Here is a 21,171-nt window from a genome sequence, read left to right as displayed (position 1 = left end):
GGAAAGCCCATATGAACTGGATTACGAATTATGTCCGTCCGAAGCTCAACTCCATGCTGGGGCGTCGGGATATGCCGGAGAATCTCTGGATCAAGGACCCGTCAACCGGTGAAATGGTGTTTCACAAAGATCTGGAAAGCAATCAGTGGGTGATCCCTGCTTCCGGCCATCATATGCGCATTCCGGCTAAAGACCGCCTGCGCTTCTTCTTTGATGAAGGCAAATATGAAGTTCTGGAAAACCCTAAGGTTGCAACAGATCCGCTGAAATTCCGCGATGAAAAGAAATATGTTGATCGTCTGAAGGACTATCGTAACCGCACGCAGCAGGATGATTGCATCATCAATGCGCTGGGTACGATTGAAGATCTGCCGATTGTTGCTACCGTTCAGGACTTCGCTTTCATGGGCGGCTCCCTCGGTATGGCTGCTGGTGACGCGATCATCAAAGCAGCAGAAACAGCCATTGCGAAGAAACGCCCGCTGGTACTGTTCACCGCTTCCGGCGGTGCGCGTATGCAGGAAGGCATCCTGTCACTGATGCAGATGCCGCGCACCACTGTTGCCGTGGAAATGCTCAAAGAAGCAGGCTTGCCTTATATCGTGGTTCTGACCAACCCGACATTTGGTGGCGTAACCGCTTCTTATGCCATGCTCGGCGATGTTCATATTGCTGAACCGGGCACAATGATCGGTTTTGCCGGTGCACGCGTGATTGAACAGACGATCCGTGAAAAGCTGCCGGAAGGCTTCCAGAGCGCGGAATATTTGCTGGATCACGGCATGATCGATATGGTGGTTTCCCGTCTCGAGATGAAAGAAACCGTTGCCCGCATCCTGAAAATCATGATGAAGCAGCCTGCAGCCGAAGTAAAACCTGCTATTGCTGAAGATGCTGCACGCGCAGCTTCTGCCTGACGGATTTATCCTGACCGGCAGAGTTTTTTGCCGGTAAGATGACTTTTCGCGCCGCTAAACCAGCGGCGCGTTTTCTTTTATAAGTACCCTGTTGCAAAACAGACTGCAAACTGGTCAGTTCATCTGCGATTATCAGAGCGTATCCCGAAAAGTGTGAAGCGCCTTCGCAGGGAAATCAGTTCACTGGACTGATTTCTTTTCCTGCTTCGATTGGGATAAGATACGCGTAAAAGCAAATAGATAGAGCATTCCCGGATCTGCCATGACACAAAATCTCACCGCCGCACATCGTATTGAACGCCTTCTGGAAAAACACCCGAAGGGTTTTGATCTGTCACTTGAGCGCATCAGCCGCCTGCTGGAAGCGCTGGGCAATCCGCAGGATAAGTTGCCGCCGATCATCCATATTGCCGGCACCAACGGCAAGGGTTCAGCCACTGCTTTCGCCCGCGCGCTTCTGGAGGCGGAAGGGCTGGCCGTGCATGTGCACACCTCCCCGCATCTGGTGAACTGGCATGAGCGCTATCGTCTGGGGCGCAAAGGTGAAACCGGCCAGCTGGTTGATGATGCAACGCTGTCGGATGCCGTTGCACGGGTAACAGAGGCGAATGGTGAGCATATGATCACCGTATTCGAGCTTCTGACCGCCGTGACCTTTGTTCTCTTCGCCGAGCATCCCGCAGATGCAGTTATTCTGGAGGTTGGTCTTGGCGGACGCTTTGACGCCACCAATGTCATCACCAAACCAGCCGTATCGCTGATTATGCCGGTATCGCTCGATCACCAGTCCTATCTCGGCGATAAAGTCGAAATCATTGCCGCCGAGAAAGCCGGAATTATCAAACGCGGTTGTCCGGTGGTGATCGGCTTCCAGAGCAGCGATGATGCCCGTCAGGTGATGATTGATATTGCAGACCGTCTGCGCTGTCCGCTGAGCGTTTTCGGACAGGATTTCCTTGCCTATCAGGAACATGGCCGCATGGTCTATCAGGATGAGAGCGGATTGATTGATTTGCCGCTGCCTCGTCTCCCAGGCCGTCACCAGATTGCCAATGCAGCGGCAGCGATCAAAGCCGTGCGCGAAGCCGGTTTTGCTCTAAGCGATCAGGCAGTTGAAAAAGCCATGACATCTGTGACATGGCCAGCGCGCATGCAGCGTCTGACACAGGGCGATCTGATGCGCTTTGCTCCTGAAAAGGCTGAAGTCTGGCTTGATGGCGGGCATAATCCGGGTGCAGGCGTGGTCATTGCCGAGGCACTTGCCGAACTTGAAGAACGCGATCCGCGTCCGCTCTATCTGATTACCGGTATGATCAATACCAAAGATCCGGTCGGCTATTTTGAAGCTTTCACCGGCATGGCAAGACAGGTCTATACGGTAGCAATCAGCTCCAGCGATTCCGGTATTGACCATGAAACACTGGCCGATGCAGCGCGCAGAGCCGGTCTGGAAGCTCTGCCGGTTGCAAGTGTTGCTGAAGGGCTTAAAGCCATCAAAGAACAAGTCAAAGATGAGGTGATTGCACCGCGCATTCTGATCGGCGGCTCACTATATCTGGCAGGCGATGTGCTGGCAGCAAATAACACACCGCCGCAATAAATGATGATCTGTATCAATAAAAAAGCCCCGCATGAGCACTCATGCGGGACTTTTTTTGATAATGCTTAATCTGATTAAGCCGAAGCTTTAATCCAGTCGGCCAGACGGCTCTTTGGTGCAGCACCAACCATATTGGCAGCGATTTCACCATTTTTGAACATCAGCAATGTCGGGATGGAACGTACGCCATATTGCGCAGCCAGTTCCGGATTTTCATCGATATTGACTTTAGCGATCTTCACCTGACCGGACATTTCCGATGAAATTTCTTCCAGAGCCGGTGCAATCATTTTGCAAGGTCCGCACCATTCAGCCCAGAAATCCACCACAACCGGCTCAGAAGCTTTCAGCACATCGGATTCGAAATTGCTATTGTCAATTTTAACGGTCGCCATAGGCTTTCCTCTTTCGCTGTTACAGGCCAAAACCTGCTATGAAATTCATTATTAGCTGATATGTGGTGTCATTGTGATGAAAGGTCAATATAGTTTTCGAAGCGGCCTCTTCATACAGCCTTGCCCAGAGCAATCAGTGCCTGTTCCATCACATCCTCATCCAGTACAATCAGATGCGGCCCTTCAGTGAACAGCAATGCAGCCTCAACACGTTTATGCGGATAAAGCGGCTCAACCAGCGCGCGATACAGTGCAAGCTGAGTGATATAGGCCTGCGGCACTTCCTGCTGCGTGCGGGCTGGCGGACGGTTGCTTTTATAATCCACAATCAACACACGGTCGTCTTCAACACAAATCCGGTCGATCTGGCCGGAAACAACCTGTTCCTTGCCGCGCAGCTGCAGCTTACCCATCAATGAGACTTCCGCTTTGGAAGCCGGTGAAAATACCGCAGCAAATTGCGGATCATTCAGAATAGTGCTGACCGCTGCCAGTGCTTTTTCGCGCTGCGATTCATGCCAATCACCGGCAGCAATATTCAGATAACGCTGTGCCGCCTGCTCGCGTTGTTCCGCAGGCAAATCCGGCAGGCGCTGCAACAATGTGTGGATCACTGTACCGCGCTGTAAACCGAAGCTGCGGCCACTGCCCTCACTTTGTGCGCCCTGCTCCAGAACGGGCGAACCGCTGCGCACAACCTGCTCGGCATCTGCCTCAATCAAAGCTGAGGCGCCGGATGGTGTCAGCGGGCGTGGCAGCCCCTGTTCCGGCTCCAGCGGCCTGCGATAATGGTCAGGCAGCGGCGGATAGGCGGTCTCAGCCGTATCCGCTTTGTCTTGTATTTCCAATGCTGCCAGTTCTGTCTTGCGATAACGCCGCGCACTCACACCCTCAACCGGATGATCATAGGCCACGGCCTCATCACCCAGCCCGTCAGAGGTCAGTTTCAACCATGTGTTTTCGCTCTCGCGCTCGCCGCGATAACCGCACAGGATCAGCCGGTCTTCGGCGCGGGTCATACCCACATAAAGCAGACGGCGATATTCTTCCTCAGAGCGGGTTTTAAGCTCTTCCAGCAGCTCCGCAGTAAAACCAGTACCGTAATCGCTTTTCGGCAGCCAGAGAAAGCCTTTGCCCTCATAACCGTCCGGCTCAGCCATATCAAAGCTCAACAGCTTTGGTGCACGCCCTGCCGACCATGCGGCATTGCCGGGATCAACCATGAAAACCACAGCCGCTTCCAGCCCCTTGGAGGCATGCACCGTCATGATACGCACTTCATCGCGGTTCTGATCCAGCTCGCGCTTGATTTCCGGTGAAGCCGCTTCCAGTGTTTCCAAAAAGGCCTGTAACCCTGGCAGACCACTGCGCTCGGTTGCCAATGCGTAATTCTGGAATTCGTCGATCACATCACCGGCTTCCGGCCCGAGCCGCGCCAGCAATTTACGCCGTCCGCCATCCTGTCCGAGAATACGGGCATAGAACTCAAAGACCGGCATTGTATCGGCCATATTGCGCCAGCGACGCAGTTTTGTGTACAGCACCTGCCATGCGCCCGCATCCGGTGCATCGCTGTCCCCCAGCTTCTCCATGGCGGCATAAAGCGTCTGCTTGGTGCCGCGCGGCTGCGCAAGACGATAAAGCTGCTCCTCGGTCAAACCAAAGAGCGGGCTTTTTAGTACACTTGCCAGTGACAGATCATCCGCCGGTTGCAGTACAAAACGTCCGACAGCCATCAGGTCTTTAATCCCGATATGACTGGTGAGGCGCAAACGGTCAGCACCGGCCACCGGCACGCCGCGATTTTTCAATGCACGGGAAAGTGCTGGCATGAACAGATCACGCTTGCGCACCAGCACCATAATATCGCGCGGCTCCATACGCCGCCCTTTGCCGTGGATCGGCTCGCCCGTATCCAGCCAATGACGAATAGTCGTGGCAATCTGCTCTGCCAGCTTAACTGCCGGTGCAGGCAACTGGTCAATCGGCGTGCGCCAGTCCTCAACTTCTTCAACCTTTTCCGGCGTCAGAATATCCCAGACCTCAACCTCACCGGCATCATTGGAGCGGATCGCCGCATGGACGGTCGGCTGCCGCTCAATGCCAAGTCCGCGAAAAGCCTCTTCACGCGAAAACACCGTATCCACCGCCGACAATACATCCGGTGTGGAGCGGAACGAGAAATTGAGACTGACTTTTTCAAAGCTCAATTCCGCACGGGCTGCCATGCGTGAAACGGCTTTACCGGTCGCCGCAAAATCTTCCGGACGTGCGCCCTGAAACGAATAGATCGACTGTTTCTCATCGCCCACTGCGAAAAGGGTACGGCGCACATCACGCTGCCCCGAGCCGGAAAAGAACTCAGCAGAGAGCATATTGATAACCTGCCACTGCTCAGGACTGGTATCCTGCGCCTCATCCACCAGAATATGGTCGATACCGCGATCAAGCTTATACTGCACCCACATGCCTGCACCGTTGCGTGACAGCAGTGAGACGGTGCGGTTGATCAGATCATCAAAGTCCAGAAGTCCACGATTGCGCTTCATCTTCTCATAGCGCGACAGCAGATCATCAATCAGTGTGAAGGCCGCAAGGTTGAGCCGGATCAGCTTCAGCAGTTTAAGCCGGTCGAGCCCCTCATGAATATCGGCAGCAACACGGTTAAAGTCGTCTTCGAAATCCGGTAGTTCCGCTTTAACCGCAGCGGTTGCCACCCATGAGCCGTTTTTCGGCTCACCTGTGGATTTGAGAAATGCCTTGCGCAGAATCTCCTGCATTTGTGCCGGTGTGGTCTGCGGTTTAATCATCCGCAATTGCAGCACCACATCCTGCGCACGGGCAGCAGGCTTGCGCAGGTTCATCACCGCATCCAGCACATCTTCGGAAAACTCAGCCACCGGCCAGAGATCGGAGAGAATATCGGCTTCAGTGTCTTCCGGATCAAAGCCGAAATGACGGTAGAAAACATCCTGACGGGTTTCCGCAACACCGGTCTGCCGTATAAATCCATGCAAGGCATGGCGCTTGGACACCGCTTCATCCAGCAGGTTTTCCAGCCCCATTTCACCGGCGGTTTCCAGCACCGTGGCAAAAGCTTCAGCCAGATCCGCATGGGCAGAGGTGGATGCAACTTCGAGCAATTGCCGCCGCGCTTCCCCTACCAACGCCGTCTGCATCATATCGTCGAGCATTTCAAAATGACCGGCAATATTCGCTTCGAGCGGAAACTGGTGCAGAATGGATTCACAAAAAGCATGAATGGTCTGGATTTTCAGACCGCCCGGTGTTTCCAAAGCACGGGCAAACAAACGCCGTGCAATTTCAAGGCGGATGGCATCGGGTTCACGCTTTTCCAGACTCTCAAGCTTTTTGCTCAAGCCTTCATCATCCAGTACTGCCCATTCCGAGAGCCGCTGGAAAACGCGGTTCTGCATCACTGCTGCTGCGGCTTTGGTATAGGTCAAACAAAGGATTTTGGACGGGTCTGTGCCTTCCAGCAGCAGCCGGATCACTCGCTCTGTGAGCACATGAGTTTTACCGGAACCGGCATTGGCCGATACCCAGACGGAATCGTAAGGGTTCGCGGCCTTGGCCTGTGCATCAATGGTTTCCTGCGGGATGATTTTAGGTTTCATTATGCATCTCCGCCTTCGTCTGCTCCGCCCGCCGACCACTCCAGAACCCGCGCCAGATGATCATAATCACCCGTCAGATCACTTTCACGGAACGGCAAAGCACGGGAACGATAGCCCTGCTCCTCGCGATTATATTCCGTCAGCAATTCTCCGAGACGCGTCCACGATTCTTCACCCAATTCCACAGCGGTTTTCACGCTGGCGCCGCGATCCGTACTGAGAATGGATTCCGGCTTGAGCCTTCCGCCGCCCTGCAAGCGCACATAGAGCAAATCCTGTGCATCGCTCTGGCCGATCTCTTTAAACGCACCACGGCGCAACAGAGCCGCCTCCAGCGCCAGCTGCGGCGACAAAAGCACATGGGCCTGACGCACCGATGGTGTGGAGCCGGTCTTATAGTCGATCACTACCGTCGTGCCGTCGCGCATTACATCAATACGGTCAGCACGTCCGGACAGTGTCACAGCCAGCGGCTCGACAACCGCTTTTGCCGATGAAATCTCCGCATGGCGCTCACGCACATAAGGCGCACGTTCACGTTCCCAATGTAAGAACTCCGGTATCAGCGCAGTAAAACGCGGCCACCACACGGCTTCGATCTCCGGCGGCAGATCGGCATCAGTGAAAGCACCGCGCCCGATTTCCAGCAACTCTTCTTCTGCCTGCGGTGACAGAGGATCAATGTCGCGGCGGGTAAATTCGCCGAGAATGTCATGAAACAATGTTCCGCGCTCAGCCGCTGCCGGATCACGGATCAGTGGCTCCAATGCACGCAGACGCAGGATTTTCTTCGCATAGATCGCATAAGGATCGCGGCGCAGTGTTTCAATTTCTGTCACCGAGAAATGTTTTGGTCGCGCATCCACCGGTGGTTTCGGTTCCGGACGCGAGACAAACGGCACATCGGGGCTGACATCCAGTAAACGCGCCCAGTGCAGATATTTACCGCCGCGCTCACGCATGGCGTCCGTTACCGCTTTACCCGTTACCGTTTCCAGCCGCAGCAACCAGCGCGACGGCACAGTCGGTGCATTTTCAGAGCGCTGCGAGCGGGAGAAAATCACCTGTTCCATCCCCGTCGCCATCGCAAAATCATGCGCAGCCAAACCGGTACGCACTTCCGGCGGATCAAGCGCGATCATGCCTTTCATCGGGCGTGACATGAACGGATCATTGCGGGTTTTTGCCGGCCAGATGCCCTCATTCAACCCTCCGACAATCACCGTATCAACCGTCTGAAGACGTGCTTCCAGCGCACCCCAGATAAACACACGCGGATGACCGCCCGGATGCGGCTTAACCGTTTCATTGGCCAGCAGCGCTTCAAACATATCCGGCCATTCTTCCGGCAGAAAATCCAACCCTGTGTCGGCGGCAATCAACTGGCGCAGAAATGCACTGAACTGCTCGCCCTGCTGCCCCTGATAGAGCAGATGCACGGTATCATCGATATCCCGCGCCAGATTTTCCAGTGCCTCGACACTCGCCCGCATAATCTGCGGCACTTCAATCCGTGCCTGAATGCGGATGAGATCGGTCAGCGGTGCCACAGCCGCAGTCATTGCTGCACAGAAACTCTGCAACTGGATGAGCTCTGCCGCCGCAATATTATCCTGCCAGGCCGGTTCATAAGGCTTGGCGGAGGCTTCCATCATTTTCTGTTCAAGAAAGCCCGGCAGATCAGCAATATCCGCCCTGCCCGTACCACCACGCAGCGCAACAAGTTCCAGCATTTCCGCGGCACGGCGCAGATCACCGCGCTTTTGTCCCAGCCGCACCAGCGGATGCTTGGCCAGTGCCAGCAGCGCCACCGGATCACCCGGTTCAAATACACAGGTAATCAACAGGCGCAGCAGAATAACCGCTTCCGTATCGCGCAGGAGTTTACCGCCGGAATCATCCGCATCAATGCCGAAACGCGTAAGTTCCAGCACCACACGCCGCGCCAGATTACGGTCAACCGTCACCAGCGCTGCGGTTTTATTCGGCGCTTCAATCGCATCCCGCAAAGCCAGTGCCACTGCCAGTGCTTCTTCACGCTCATTGGCGGTTTCGATCAGTGCCACATTCTTCATCGCATCGCGCACAGCCTGTGCATCGAGCTTTAAATGCCCCCATAAATCGGTGGTTTCTGCCGGACGTAATGCCTCACTGACAATGTGCTCACGCATACGCTTAGCCGGATTCGTAATTTCCAGATGCTGTACATCTTCACGACGACACTGCATCTGATCCAGAAGCTTGCGCAACCCATATTGCGGATGACCATAGGTGGACGGATTATTCAGCCCGTCGGCAAGCAAGGTCCATGCTTTCTCATCCAGATCACGATCCAGCCCCGGAAATACCACGGCGCCCTTTGGCAGGCGGGCAATCGTTGCTACCAGCTTTGCTGTTGCCGGAATAGAGCCGGTGGAACCGGCGACAATCACAGGGCCTTGCGGCGGATTTTTCTGCATCCGCTGCGTTTCAAATTCAATCAGCCAGTTGCGGTGCTGCGAAGCATTGGAACGGTTGCGTTCAGCCAAAACATCCGGCCAGATTTTGGTGACGATTTCCAGAAATTGCAGTGTCACCCGCCACCAGTCGGCAAGCTCTTCCGGTGCAATCAGACCAAGCTCGCTCCAGTCTGCCCCTTCTGTCTCCACCTGATCCATCAGCCGCACCAGATCACGCGCCAGCCAGATAGCATCAGCAGTGGTTGCCGGAATGGCAATATCCTCTGCACCGAACATGGCACGAATATGCGACGGCAGGCTTTCCCGCCACGGGCGGATCAGCTGCGCGAGCAATAATAGTCGTTCCGGCTCACTCATCGGCGGGGCAAGCTGGAGAAACTCTTCCGCAGCACTGTCAAACAGCGCTGCACTTTCCTCCACATCACCCAGCGGGCGGATAGACGGCAAAAGAGCGGCATTAGCCGGATTCCGGTCAACCAGCAAAGCGCGCAAAGCACGTGCCGCACGGCGTGTCGGCACATAGATCACCGCGTCTGCCAGAGCCAGCGGATTGCCTGCATCAGCGCCAAAGCCTTCGATCAGCTCGCCATTCAGCAAAGCATCGGCAAAACGCGGCAGAAATGGTGTTCCCGATGCAATCGAATAAAGACGCGGACGCCGCTCACTCATAGACCCGTCTCCCTGATACCAAAGCGTATCCCGAAAAGTGTGAAGCGGTTTTCGGATAAGATACGCGTAGAAATAAATAGATAGAGCATTTTCTATAGGTTACGGCAAACCGAAAATGCTCTGAATATTCTGCTTTACGCGAGTGTCAAAAGGGCAGCTTCTGCCTCGCCGATTGCCTCCGGCGTACCGACCGTCAGCCAATGTCCCTGCATGACCATACCGTAAAGCCGGCCTGCGGCAATGGCGGTGTTAAAATAGCTGTTGAGCGAAGAAACGCTGATCTCTTTACCGGCAAAGAGCTGCGGATTAACCAGTGCCGCACCGGCATAAATATAATCGGAACGCTCATCCACAGGCACTCGGCGCAATGTGCTGTCTTCATTGAGATGAAAATCGCCGCGCCCCTCATGGCCGGTGGAATGATGACGGTCTGCCAGCATCAGCAGAATATCCATTCTGCTTTCATCCCAGTTTTGCGCAAGACGCTTCAGATTGGAATTCTGGCTATCAACCCAAAATGTATCGGCATTGAGGATATAAAATGTCTTATCGCCGAGCTCCGGCAGAGCTTTGACAATACCGCCTGCGGAATCGAGCAGCAGTTCGCGCTCATCGGAAATGGTGATCGCAATGTCATCACGGGTTTTCAGATGCTCTTCCATCTGATCGGCCAGATAATGCACATTAACCACTGCCTTTTTAACACCGGCCTCAACCAGCACATCCAGCCCGCGATCAATCAATGTGCGCCCCGCCACTTTAATCAGCGGCTTTGGCTTGGTCAGGGTCAGCGGGTGCATCCGCGTACCCAAGCCACCCGCCAGTACCATGGCTGTATCAGGGGCGAATGCTTCTGAGTTCTTCTTATCCGGCATGGGTATTAATCCTGCAAAAGACCATTGTCTTGATACCATTTGTGTAACCGTGCGAGAGACGGATGCTGCAAGGCACGCGCTGCATAGGCCTGAATACGCGGCAGATGCTGCAAATAAGCCGGCTTACCATCGCGTTTGAACAGGCGTACAAAAATGCCAAGAATTTTGGTGTTACGCTGCGCAGCCATAATCGCATAGGCCGAACGGAAGGCCTCTTCGTCAAAAGCCTTGGCCAGCTTGCGGCGCTCATCACAATAAGCCACGACAATCTGATCTTGTAACTCATCAGGAATTGTCACACGGGCATCCATTGCCAGTGACGCCAGATCATAGGCGGACGGGCCTATCATCGCGTCCTGAAAATCAATGATGCCAAGACGGGCTATGCCTTCTGCCTTATCCTGCCAGAGAATATTCGGTGAATGATAATCGCGCATCAGCAGGCTATATTCTGCATTCTCAAGGCTTTTGAATACGCTGTCCCATGCCTGTTCAAAGCTCTGTGTCTGGTCAGCACTGGCAGGCTCGCCCTGCACATAGGGCAGATACCAGACCGGCAGTAATTCCGCCTCGATCAGCATCGCATCACGGTCAAACATATGCAGATGATGGGTACGGTCTTCACTGATCGCAGTATCCTGCGGCCAATCATGCTGATGCAAATGCGCCAGCATTCGTGCTGCCGCTACATAGCGCTCTGCGATTGGTTTGCCTTCACTATCCAGAACGCCTTCTGCGCCCAGATGCTCCATCAGCAGAAAACCACGATCGAGATTAAGCGCCAGAATTTCCGGTGCGCGGAAACCTTTTTCACGCAGCAACCGGTTCATCGCAACGAAAGCATCCATATTCTCCGCCAGATGGGCAATCTGGCGATACGGACGACCATCTTTAACCGGCGGATCATAGGGCATAGCCGGTGCATTCATCAGTATTTCGGTACCGCTCTCACTGGTAATCAGCTCATAACCGCGCGGCGATGCGTCGCCCAGCAGATAACGGCGGGAAGCATGATAGCGGTCAGATTTTTCCAGAAAACTGCGGATACCGAGCGAGCGGGAAATACGCCGCGCAGCTTTAGCAGTGACTTCCATCGTCAAACGGCGGCCATCACCTTCATGATCAATACTGATCGCAATAATTGGAGCAGGTAAAACGCCCTCACCCTGCTGCGGCCATTCCACCAGCACTGCACCGCTTTCCAGCGCCTCATCAAGCCCCAGCTCATCCAGCTCTTCAGGCGAGGACAGGCGGTAGAGATCTGTGTGAGCTATGGGCAAACGCAATTCAGGATAAGACTGTACCAGCGTAAAAGTCGGGCTCGGTACTTCGTAAAAATCATCATTGGCTATGGTGCGGATGATCGCGCGCGCCAGAGTGGATTTGCCTGCGCCCAGATCGCCTTTCAAGGTGACAAGGTCGCCTTTAGCCAACGCCAGTGCGATATCTTCCGCAAAACGGATCATCGCGGCTTCATTTTCCAACACCAACTCTACCGTATAGAGAGTGCTGCTATCCTGTTCATCAGCCATATCAGCTTCCGTTATTATATGCTCTGCCCGTCATCTCCGGACATGATGAGAATAATGATATTCAGAGGAAAAGACAGCCTGATCCGGTTATTCGGCTGCTGCACGATATAGGCGCGCATCCAGCGGGAAACGAACAAGCACAGTTGTGCCTGACGACGGTGCCGTGCGGATATCAACCGTGCCGCCATGCAGCTCCACAAAGCTTTTCACCAGTGACAAACCAAGCCCTGCACCACGGCGACGGCCGCCATTGCTGTGCGACTGGAAGCGTTTGAATACCGTATCCAGCACTTCCTTAGGCATGCCCGGCCCGTTATCGTGGACACTGAAAAGAATATGATCACCATCAAGACGCGCATCCAGACCGACAACCGAACCTTCCGGCGCATAATTGGCCGCATTGCTCAGCAGGTTGAACAGCACCTGATGCACACGATTGGCATCGCCGCGGAAACTGGTGACAGCATTTTCAATATTGATCTGCAGCGCAATATTATGTTCGCGCAGACGGTCTGCGACGCGTTCGCTGGCAGCGGTAACAGCATCACGCACCGGTACATCGCTGACATCCAGCTCCATGATACCAGCATCAACGGTCGCCAAATCAAGAATATCATTCACAATGGTCAGCAGAGTCAGGGACGATGTGCTGATATGTTCAACATATTCGCGCTGACGGTTGTTCAACTCACCGAAGCCCGGTGTCTGCAACAATTCGGTAAAGCCGATAATATTGGTGAGCGGCGAACGCAGCTCATAGGATACATGCTGAACGAAATCATTCTTGATCTGATCGGCCAGTTCCAGCGCTTCATTCTTGTCTTTCAGCGCACGTTCCACATGCACCGTATCGGACACATCGACAAAGGTCAGCATCATCTGGCCTTTTGGCAGCGGCACAACGGCATAAGAAAGGATCGTGCCGGTAGACAGTTCCGCCTGCCCCTGCGTGCCTTCGCGCTTGTCGGCAATACCGGTGACGGCCGAGACAAACTCGTCCCAATAACGGTCATCGGCCAGTTCTTTGCACTGCTTGCGAATGACCGAAATATGCGTGCCTTCAACGGCAATTGTCGGCGGGATCGACCACAATTCGGCAAAGGCCGGATTGGACAGGCGGATACGCCCGTCAGCACCAAACACAGCCACACCTTCCGCAAGATGATCCAGCGTTTCGCCCTGCACCTTCATCAAAGTATTATAGCGGCTTTCGAGATCGAATTTCTCGGTCATATTCTCGAAGAACCATGTCACACCGCCTTGCGGATGCGGATTGGCAACCACGCGCAAGGTGCGGCTGTCCGGCAGATGCCACCAATGTTCCTGCGGATCAACAGCACGATAGGCCGACAGCATGGATTCTTTCCAACGTCGCCATTCCGGCTGTTCCGGCAATTTGCCGTCACTGCGCAAACCATCAAACAGCATGGCATTGCTCGGGTGGCTTTCCAGATAGGCAATATCCAGAGACCATAATTTGGCAAAAGCCTGATTGAAGAATTGCAGCTTCATTTCAGGATCAAAAATCGCCACAGCTGTTGAAAGCTGGTCGAGAGTTTCCGCATGGCTGCGGAGCGTGCGCTGCAATTCTGCCCGCACCTGCTCCAGATCGCTCATATTAGCTGCAAAACCGGCAGAACCAGCCGAGCAGGAAACCTCCGCCACATCCAGCATATGGCGGTCACCGGCAATAACCGTGGCCAGCCGGTCACGGAAAGTGGCAATGGATGTGCCCTGTTGTGCTGCCTGCATCATAGCCGGCTGATGGCTCAGATTAACCGCGGACGGATCGGCAGACAGAACGCGCTCACGCTCAATCTTCTGGCGCGCCTGCTCACCCAGCAATTCGCGCCCTTCCTGCAGCACCTGATCGAGATCACTCGCACCGACAGCCTGTACATAGGCATTATTCGCCCAGTTCAGCCGCCCTTCCACATCCCGTGTCCAGACAGTCTGATCCAGACGGTTCAGAAGTGCATGGAGCATTGTCAGCGTGTCGGACAGCTCATTATTCTGTACCTGTAATTGCGCCGCTCTGGCCTGAACACCGTCAACATTAATGAAGCGGGTAATGGCATAGGCACCGGTTGTCTGCCCCTGCACTTCGAGCATGGTGCCATTATTGGTCTCAACCAGAAAATCGAAAGAGCGGCCATATTCGCGCAGCGATAAAATCGCGCGTTCCAGTGCCACTACGGAATCGGTGCGCAACCAGCGCCCGAAGCTTAAAAAAGCCGCCGGATCCTGCGGCACTCCGCTGGCCACCGGCAACTGACCCAGCACTTCTGTCTGCGTATTATGTTGTGGCGTCCCGCGTTTTGCCGGTTCCGCGCTTGCCCAGACCACAATACGCTGATCTTTCAAATTAAGCAGGGTTTCGCTGCGTGTCACCGCATGGCTGAGATCAGCAACACGGGCACGCAAAGCACTGTTCTCGCGGTTCACACGGTTACGGCTGCGAATGATCCAGCTGACCGACAAAAGTGCGGCACCTGTTACCCCCACAACAATGGCAAATTGCACCACTTCATTCGGGCCTAATGTGCTGCCGCCCGGCATCGGAATTCGTCCGATATCATAGCTTTGCGCCAGTGCCTGACCGGATACCAAAACAGAAGAAAATGCGGCTGTCGCTGCCAGAGCTTTGCGAAAATGACGGCTTATAACAGAGCCAATATTTCGAAATGAACTGACACCTGACATGCCTTAAAATTCTCCGCCGCAGCATTTGCTGCTTCATAACTGTTTAAAAATCAGCGGCAGAATTTTCTGCCATTATCTTCGAATCATAGCACAATACAGCTACAGGGAATCTGTTTGAAGCGCTGCGGGCGCAAAAATAAAGGCCGGAAGAATGTCAATCCTTCCGGCCACAATATGTTGTATGTTAATTAAACTATAGTTAATACCTGTAGTGGTCCGATTTAAACGGCCCCTGCGGTGTTACACCAATATATGCAGCCTGTTCCTCAGAAAGCACAGTCAGCTTCACGCCAAGCTTGGCCAGATGCAGCCGCGCAACCTTTTCATCGAGATGTTTCGGCAGCACATAGACTTCGTTTTTATAAGTCTCGCCACGGGTGAACAGCTCGATCTGACCCAGCACCTGATTGGTGAAAGAGGCCGACATCACAAAGCTTGGATGACCGGTTGCATTGCCGAGATTGAGCAGACGACCTTCGGATAGCAGGATCAGACGCTTATCATCCGGGAAGGTGATCATATCCACCTGCGGCTTGATATTTGTCCATTTCAGATTGCGCAGCGCACCGACCTGAATTTCATTATCAAAATGGCCGATATTGCCGACAATCACCATATCTTTCATCTTGCGCATATGCTCGATGGTGATGACGTCTTTATTGCCGGTTGTGGTGATGACGATATCCGCATCCGCTGCGGCATCGTCGAGCGTGACCACCTCAAAACCATCCATTGCCGCCTGCAAAGCGCAGATCGGATCAACTTCCGTGACCTTCACGCGGGCACCGGCACCGAGCAGTGACTGGGCAGACCCTTTACCCACATCGCCATAGCCGCAAACAATAGCGACTTTACCGGCCATCATCACATCGGTACCGCGACGGATACCGTCCACCAGCGACTCTTTACAACCGTATTTATTGTCGAATTTCGATTTGGTTACGCTGTCATTGACGTTAATCGCAGGGAAAGGCAGCTGACCGGCACGCTGCAACTGGTAAAGGCGGTTTACGCCGGTAGTCGTTTCTTCCGTCACACCTTTCAGCGCCGCGCGCTGGCGGGTGAAAAAGCCCGGTGTTTCTGCCATACGTTTTTTGATCTGAGCGAAGAGAATTTCCTCTTCTTCACTGCCCGGTTTTGACAGCACATCTTCACCGGCCTCAGCGCGTGCACCGATCAGAATATACATGGTAGCGTCGCCGCCATCATCGAGGATCAGATTGGAAGGCTCGCCATCCGGCCACTGGAAAATTTTGTCCGTATAGGTCCAGTATTCTTCCAGAGTTTCGCCCTTGATTGCGAAAACCGGTGTACCTTCAGCCGCAATTGCCGCAGCCGCATGATCCTGTGTCGAGAAAATATTGCAGGATGCCCAGCGCACTTCCGCACCCAGCGCCTGCAGTGTTTCAATCAGTACGGCAGTCTGAATTGTCATATGCAGGGAGCCGGAAATCCGTGCGCCTTTCAATATCTGTTTCGGCCCGAATTCCTCACGCGATGCCATCAGACCCGGCATTTCTGTTTCCGCAATGACAATTTCCTTGCGTCCCCAGTCAGCCAGACCGATATCCTTGATGATATATTCTCCCGATACAGACATCTGCACTCCGCTTTCAGCTGTTACAACTTCAATAAAAATATGTGTAGCAGATCAGAGAAAGCGGCTCAAACAAAAATATAAGGTAATCTTTATATCTTTATGTAACCTGAGTCAGCCAATAAAAAAGCACCGGAGTGACCGGTGCTTTTAAAAACTGAAATAAGTCTCTTTAGCATTCTTCGCCGAATTTATCGCCGACAAGCTGTTCCAGCGCATCAAGTACGGCTGTTGCCTCAACGCCGCAGGCGCTGACATCAATGCAACATCCCGGTGATGCGGCAAGCATCATCAACCCCATAATCGATGTGCCACCAACACTCATTCCGTCTTTTTCAACACGGACATGAGCGTCAAAACTATCCACCAATTGCACGAATTTTGCCGAAGCCCGCGCATGCAGACCCCGCTTATTCACGATCGTAAATTTGCGGGTCTCTGCCTTATCAGGCTCATAACATCCGCTGACAGCAACCTGAGCCATATTTATTTTTCCCGTCAGTGCCTAATCTGATTACCCGTAGTGCCTGACTTTGTTATTTGCTCGTCAGTACCTGAGATTATTACTTACTCGTCAGTACCTGACTGGCAACATTAATATATTTACGGCCTGCATCCTGCGCTTCACGCAATGATGCTTCCATATCACCGGACTGACGCACACTGGTCAGTTTAATCAGCATCGGCAGATTAACACCGGCAATGACCTCAACCCTGCCCGCATCAAGCACCGAAATTGCCAAATTGGAAGGTGTTCCGCCGAACATATCGGTCAGAATAATAACACCCTGCCCCTGATCGGCCTTAGCAACCGCCGCGACAATATCCTCACGACGTTTTTCCATATCATCATCGGCACCGATACTAACGGTTTCGAAATTTTCCTGAGGGCCGACAACATGCTCAACAGCATGGTGAAACTCTTCGGCCAGCCTTCCGTGCGTAACAAGCACGAGTCCGATCATTATTAAACTGCTCCTGCTGGTCGCTTTTCCATTGTCGCACTCACAATATAAAAGCTTGTAAGCTCAATCCGAACCAAAAGTTCAGACATTTACCCCTAAGACATAAATTTTATGGCCGTTATTTTCTGAATTCAGGCTCAGATTTTTAATATTGGCCAGACCTTCTATGTTGGCACCGAGAATAATGAGTGCAAGCAAAAAATAAAGCCCCCCACGGCTTTCGTCGGTTATGCCGCACTGAAACACAGATTTTATTCTAAACCAGCCGTTAAAAAACAAGGGCTTTCAGGCAGTTTCACGGCTGCCCCAGCGTTTCATAAATAAAGTCGCTTCTATCGCTCTGGCACATTGCAGCGAATCGCAATCCCCTGCCAATTCCGGCAAGACCAGCACAGGAACCATAATTCCTGCCAGTTCGCGCTTTTCATCTGCCGGATAACGGGGCGCTTTATCTGCACTCACCAGCTCTACAAGCAGGTTGATCTCTGCCTGTTGCTGATACGGCACCTCAAATAAACCTGCCCCGCGAATTTCAACAGCACCGGCAATCGCTGAAGGTGTGGAAGCGATCAGCTTCCCCTCTTCTGTACTGATCGTCGTCTGGTCATCAGAAATCAATGTGCCGACACGGCCTGTCTGCTGCGCACGTTCGATCAGAGTGAGCGCCAGCGATGATTTTCCCGAGCCGGAAGCACCGCATATTAAAATGCCAAAGGAACCAAGAACCAGAGATGTGGCGTGAAACACAAAACTTTCAGAATTGCTCATGCGTTTCTCCGCTTTATTATCAGTTTTCCGTATTCTGTGCCGCCTGTGCACGCTGACGTCTGGTGTTTTCCGGTAATTCCGCCGGCAGATCAATCAGGAACCGCGCACCCAGCCAATGTTCAGCATCTTCAGGGTCAGGAATATTAGAAGCTGTTAGTGTACCACCATGTGCTTCGATAATCTGTCGGCTGATTGAAAGCCCCAGACCGGAATTCTGACCAAAAGCCTCCGAAGACGGGCGATCCGTATAGAAACGCTCGAAAATACGTTCAATATTTTCAGCGCCGATACCCGGACCATTATCCTCAACGACAACCTGAATTTTTGAACCTTTATGGTTCAGGTAAATTCTGATTTCACCATTATCTTCCGGCACAAAGGTACGGGCATTTTCAATCAGGTTAGAAACAACCTGACCAAGCCGCAAATCATGCCCCGGCAGATAAAATCCTTTTGCCCCTGCCGGAAGCTTGCCGATATCCAGCAGAATTTTTGTGCCCACTTTATTGCGGCGCACTTCTCTCGCAGCTGCCACAATATTATTAAGCAGTGCCTGCATATCCACCCGATCCGTATGTTCACGGGCAAGTTCGGCATCCAGACGCGATGCATCGGAAATATCTGTAATCAAACGATCAAGGCGGCGCACATCATGCTGGATCACGTCAAGAAGACGTTTTTTAGCACTCTCGGTTTTCGCCAGAGGCAGCGTTTCAACTGCACTGCGCAGAGAAGTCAGCGGATTTTTCAGCTCATGGCTGACATCGGCCGCAAAACTTTCAATCGCCTCAATACGTGCATAAAGCGCATCGGTCATATCGCGGATCGATGTGGAAAGATGGCCGACTTCATCCTGACGGTCGGAGAAATCCGGAATTTCAACACGGCCTTTAATACCGTGGCGCACACGATCCGCTGCTTCAGACAATTTGCGCAACGGATTAGCAATCGTAGAAGCCAGAAACAGCGACAGGATCACCATCACCAGCGATACAACAACAAAGACACGCAGGATCGCATTGCGCTCACCGCGGACAATCTTATCAATATCACCGCCTTCGGTCGACATCAGCAAGACACCGAGCACCGCACGGTAACGCTGGATCGGCACGGCAACCGAGACAACCAACTCGCCTTTTTCATTCCGGCGCTGTGCTTTACCGGAAGAACCGGTCAAAGCTGTAATCACTTCCGGATAAACAGAACCATTTCCGCCCGGCGGCTCCTGATAGAGCGGCAAACTGTTGCGGTTAATCAGATTATTGAACCATGTGCTGATCTGCTCGCCAAAACTCTGATCATCCTCATCCAGTACCGGCAAATCATAGCTCAGCACCTGTCCGCGTGAATAGAGATGGCGCGAGTCCAGCAGGATATTGGCATTATTATCGTAAATACGCGCACGGGTACTGGTCGGAGAAATCAATGTCCGCAGCAGTGGTGCTACTTTTTCCGGATTGATCGGAAACTCCCAGTTATCCGGAGAATCCGGTGACGGAGTAATACTCTGACCGGCTTGCAGCTCCAGCAGCTTATCCGGATCGATCATAATCGAATTGGTATCAACGCTTGCCGATGAGGCAATGGAAGCCGCGATAATCTTACCTTGCGTCAGAAGACTTTCAATCTTCGCGTCCACCAGACCATCACGAAACTGGTTGAGATACATGATCCCCGAAACCAGCACCGCAAGCGCTGCCAGATTAAGAAACAGAATACGCTTGGTCAGACTGGAGAAAACATAATTGCCCAATGTACGGCGCAGCGGTGAAAACAGTCGCCGCCAGACAAGCGAGCGCTGACGGCGCGCAAGACGTTCCTTGCGGCGCAATGTCGTTCTGTTTTCCGTTTCTGCGACCATTGAGGGCGATCAGTTCCTTCAGCGAATTAATACGGAGCGGTTATGCAATGCATTATAACCGCTCCGTGCCTTTATATCAGCTATATTTGCAAAGCTTCACGCTTCGGGCTTTTTTATATTACGAAGCGCTTACACTTCGTACTTTCTAAAATGCGAGGCTTTTACGCCTCGTGCTTTCTTATATTGCGAAGCTTTTACGCCTCGCGGAAGCGATAGCCAACACCGTAAAGCGTCTCAATCATTTCAAAATCATCGTCAACAACTTTAAATTTCTTACGCAGACGCTTGATATGGCTGTCGATCGTGCGGTCATCCACATAAACCTGCTCGTCATAAGCGGCATCCATCAGCGCATCGCGGCTTTTCACAACACCCGGACGCTGTGCCAGCGAATGCAGGATAAGGAATTCAGTCACCGTCAATGTAACCGGTTCGCCCTTCCATGTGCAGGTATGGCGCTCCTGATCCATTTCCAGTTGGCCGCGCTGCAATGACTTTGTCGGCTGACCCGGATTTTTAACCGCACCTTCACGAGCCGCCACACGGCGCAGCACCGCTTTAACACGCTCTACCAGCAGACGCTGGGAGAACGGCTTGGTGATAAAATCATCCGCGCCCATTTTCAGGCCGAATAATTCGTCGATCTCATCATCTTTCGATGTCAGGAAGATCACCGGCAGATCAGATTTCTGGCGCAGACGGCGGAGCAGTTCCATACCATCCATACGCGGCATTTTAATATCGAAAATTGCAAGATTTGGCGGACGCGCCATCAGACCATCCAGCGCGGAAGCACCGTCTGTATAGGTCTCGACCCGATAGCCTTCCGACTCCAGAGCAATGGAAACAGAAGTCAGGATATTGCGGTCATCATCTACGAGCGCAATGGTCTGTGTTACCGGAACTTCCCTCATCAGGTCGCTTCTCCTCAATCAAATTCGACTATTCAACTTATATAGCACGTCTTTTAAGCAGGACAAATTAAGTACAAAGTAAGGCAGCGGCGATTTTTCTGATGCTTCGCCTGCAATTTATACCCGCTCCAGACACCTTGCTTATGTGGATAGCGGCATAATAAATTGCCATAAAAACGATTTAAAAAAAATTTAAAAAATTTTAAACGATTAAAGATTTGAAATTGTCTCGCTAATCTGGTTGTGACTTTGCCTTAGCGCGGAGAGAAAATGCGCTG

General features: G+C 52.9%; 14 protein-coding genes. 2 read left to right on the top strand and 12 right to left on the bottom strand.

Annotated features, from left to right (window positions below; translation table 11 throughout):
* Positions 1-11: 11 nt before the first annotated feature.
* Both accD and LDL70_RS15260 read left to right on the top strand, forming a co-directional pair.
* Positions 12-917: an acetyl-CoA carboxylase, carboxyltransferase subunit beta gene (accD, locus tag LDL70_RS15265; RefSeq protein WP_151158823.1), complete on the top strand. Its 906-nt coding sequence runs from the start codon at positions 12-14 to the stop codon at positions 915-917.
* A 262-nt stretch (positions 918-1,179) separates the two neighbouring features.
* Positions 1,180-2,517, top strand: a complete 1,338-nt coding sequence (locus LDL70_RS15260) for a folylpolyglutamate synthase/dihydrofolate synthase family protein (RefSeq protein ID WP_225685579.1) — start codon at positions 1,180-1,182, stop codon at positions 2,515-2,517.
* A 74-nt stretch (positions 2,518-2,591) separates the two neighbouring features.
* On the opposite strand, the gene trxA is transcribed toward LDL70_RS15260, so the two are convergent.
* The 12 genes from trxA to LDL70_RS15200 form a co-directional block, all read right to left on the bottom strand.
* Positions 2,592-2,912 carry a thioredoxin gene (gene trxA / locus LDL70_RS15255; protein WP_022709960.1) on the bottom strand — a complete coding sequence of 107 codons (321 nt, stop codon included), beginning with the start codon at positions 2,910-2,912 and terminating at the stop codon, positions 2,592-2,594.
* A gap of 110 nt (positions 2,913-3,022) precedes the next feature.
* Positions 3,023-6,553, bottom strand: coding sequence for a double-strand break repair helicase AddA (gene addA / locus LDL70_RS15250; RefSeq protein ID WP_370637844.1), 3,531 nt, complete (start codon positions 6,551-6,553; stop codon positions 3,023-3,025).
* Positions 6,550-9,678 (bottom strand): double-strand break repair protein AddB, encoded by a 3,129-nt coding sequence (gene addB / locus LDL70_RS15245; RefSeq protein WP_225685574.1) that lies wholly within the window; start codon positions 9,676-9,678, stop codon positions 6,550-6,552. Before addB ends, addA begins: the two co-directional genes overlap by 4 nt.
* A 134-nt stretch (positions 9,679-9,812) precedes the next feature.
* Positions 9,813-10,553: a nucleotidyltransferase family protein gene (locus LDL70_RS15240; protein WP_225685572.1), complete on the bottom strand. Its 741-nt coding sequence runs from the start codon at positions 10,551-10,553 to the stop codon at positions 9,813-9,815.
* A gap of 5 nt (positions 10,554-10,558) precedes the next feature.
* The gene (tsaE, locus tag LDL70_RS15235; protein ID WP_225685570.1) at positions 10,559-12,085 is read right to left on the bottom strand and encodes a tRNA (adenosine(37)-N6)-threonylcarbamoyltransferase complex ATPase subunit type 1 TsaE; all 1,527 of its coding nucleotides are present in this window, start codon (positions 12,083-12,085) and stop codon (positions 10,559-10,561) included.
* A gap of 87 nt (positions 12,086-12,172) precedes the next feature.
* Positions 12,173-14,788: a PAS domain-containing sensor histidine kinase gene (locus tag LDL70_RS15230; protein WP_225685561.1), complete on the bottom strand. Its 2,616-nt coding sequence runs from the start codon at positions 14,786-14,788 to the stop codon at positions 12,173-12,175.
* A 199-nt stretch (positions 14,789-14,987) separates the two neighbouring features.
* Positions 14,988-16,388, bottom strand: coding sequence for an adenosylhomocysteinase (gene ahcY / locus LDL70_RS15225; RefSeq protein WP_075653932.1), 1,401 nt, complete (start codon positions 16,386-16,388; stop codon positions 14,988-14,990).
* A gap of 169 nt (positions 16,389-16,557) precedes the next feature.
* On the bottom strand, positions 16,558-16,869 hold the full coding sequence (locus tag LDL70_RS15220; RefSeq protein ID WP_022709257.1) for an HPr family phosphocarrier protein: 312 nt from the start codon (positions 16,867-16,869) through the stop codon (positions 16,558-16,560).
* Between the two features lie 79 nt (positions 16,870-16,948).
* Positions 16,949-17,350 (bottom strand): PTS sugar transporter subunit IIA, encoded by a 402-nt coding sequence (locus LDL70_RS15215; RefSeq protein ID WP_022709258.1) that lies wholly within the window; start codon positions 17,348-17,350, stop codon positions 16,949-16,951.
* Between the two features lie 285 nt (positions 17,351-17,635).
* On the bottom strand, positions 17,636-18,118 hold the full coding sequence (locus tag LDL70_RS15210) for an HPr kinase/phosphorylase (protein WP_225685552.1): 483 nt from the start codon (positions 18,116-18,118) through the stop codon (positions 17,636-17,638).
* A 19-nt stretch (positions 18,119-18,137) separates the two neighbouring features.
* Positions 18,138-19,979: a sensor histidine kinase gene (locus LDL70_RS15205; RefSeq protein WP_075653929.1), complete on the bottom strand. Its 1,842-nt coding sequence runs from the start codon at positions 19,977-19,979 to the stop codon at positions 18,138-18,140.
* Between the two features lie 194 nt (positions 19,980-20,173).
* Complete coding sequence (locus LDL70_RS15200; protein ID WP_022709262.1) at positions 20,174-20,893, bottom strand: response regulator transcription factor; 720 nt, start codon at positions 20,891-20,893, stop codon at positions 20,174-20,176.
* Between the last annotated feature and the right edge of the window lie 278 nt (positions 20,894-21,171).

Origin of the sequence: Pseudochrobactrum sp. XF203, assembly GCF_020341615.1 — a bacterium.
Classification (GTDB): domain Bacteria; phylum Pseudomonadota; class Alphaproteobacteria; order Rhizobiales; family Rhizobiaceae; genus Pseudochrobactrum; species Pseudochrobactrum saccharolyticum.
Note: the sequence above shows the minus strand (reverse complement) of the source record. Positions and strands in the feature narration are given on the sequence as shown.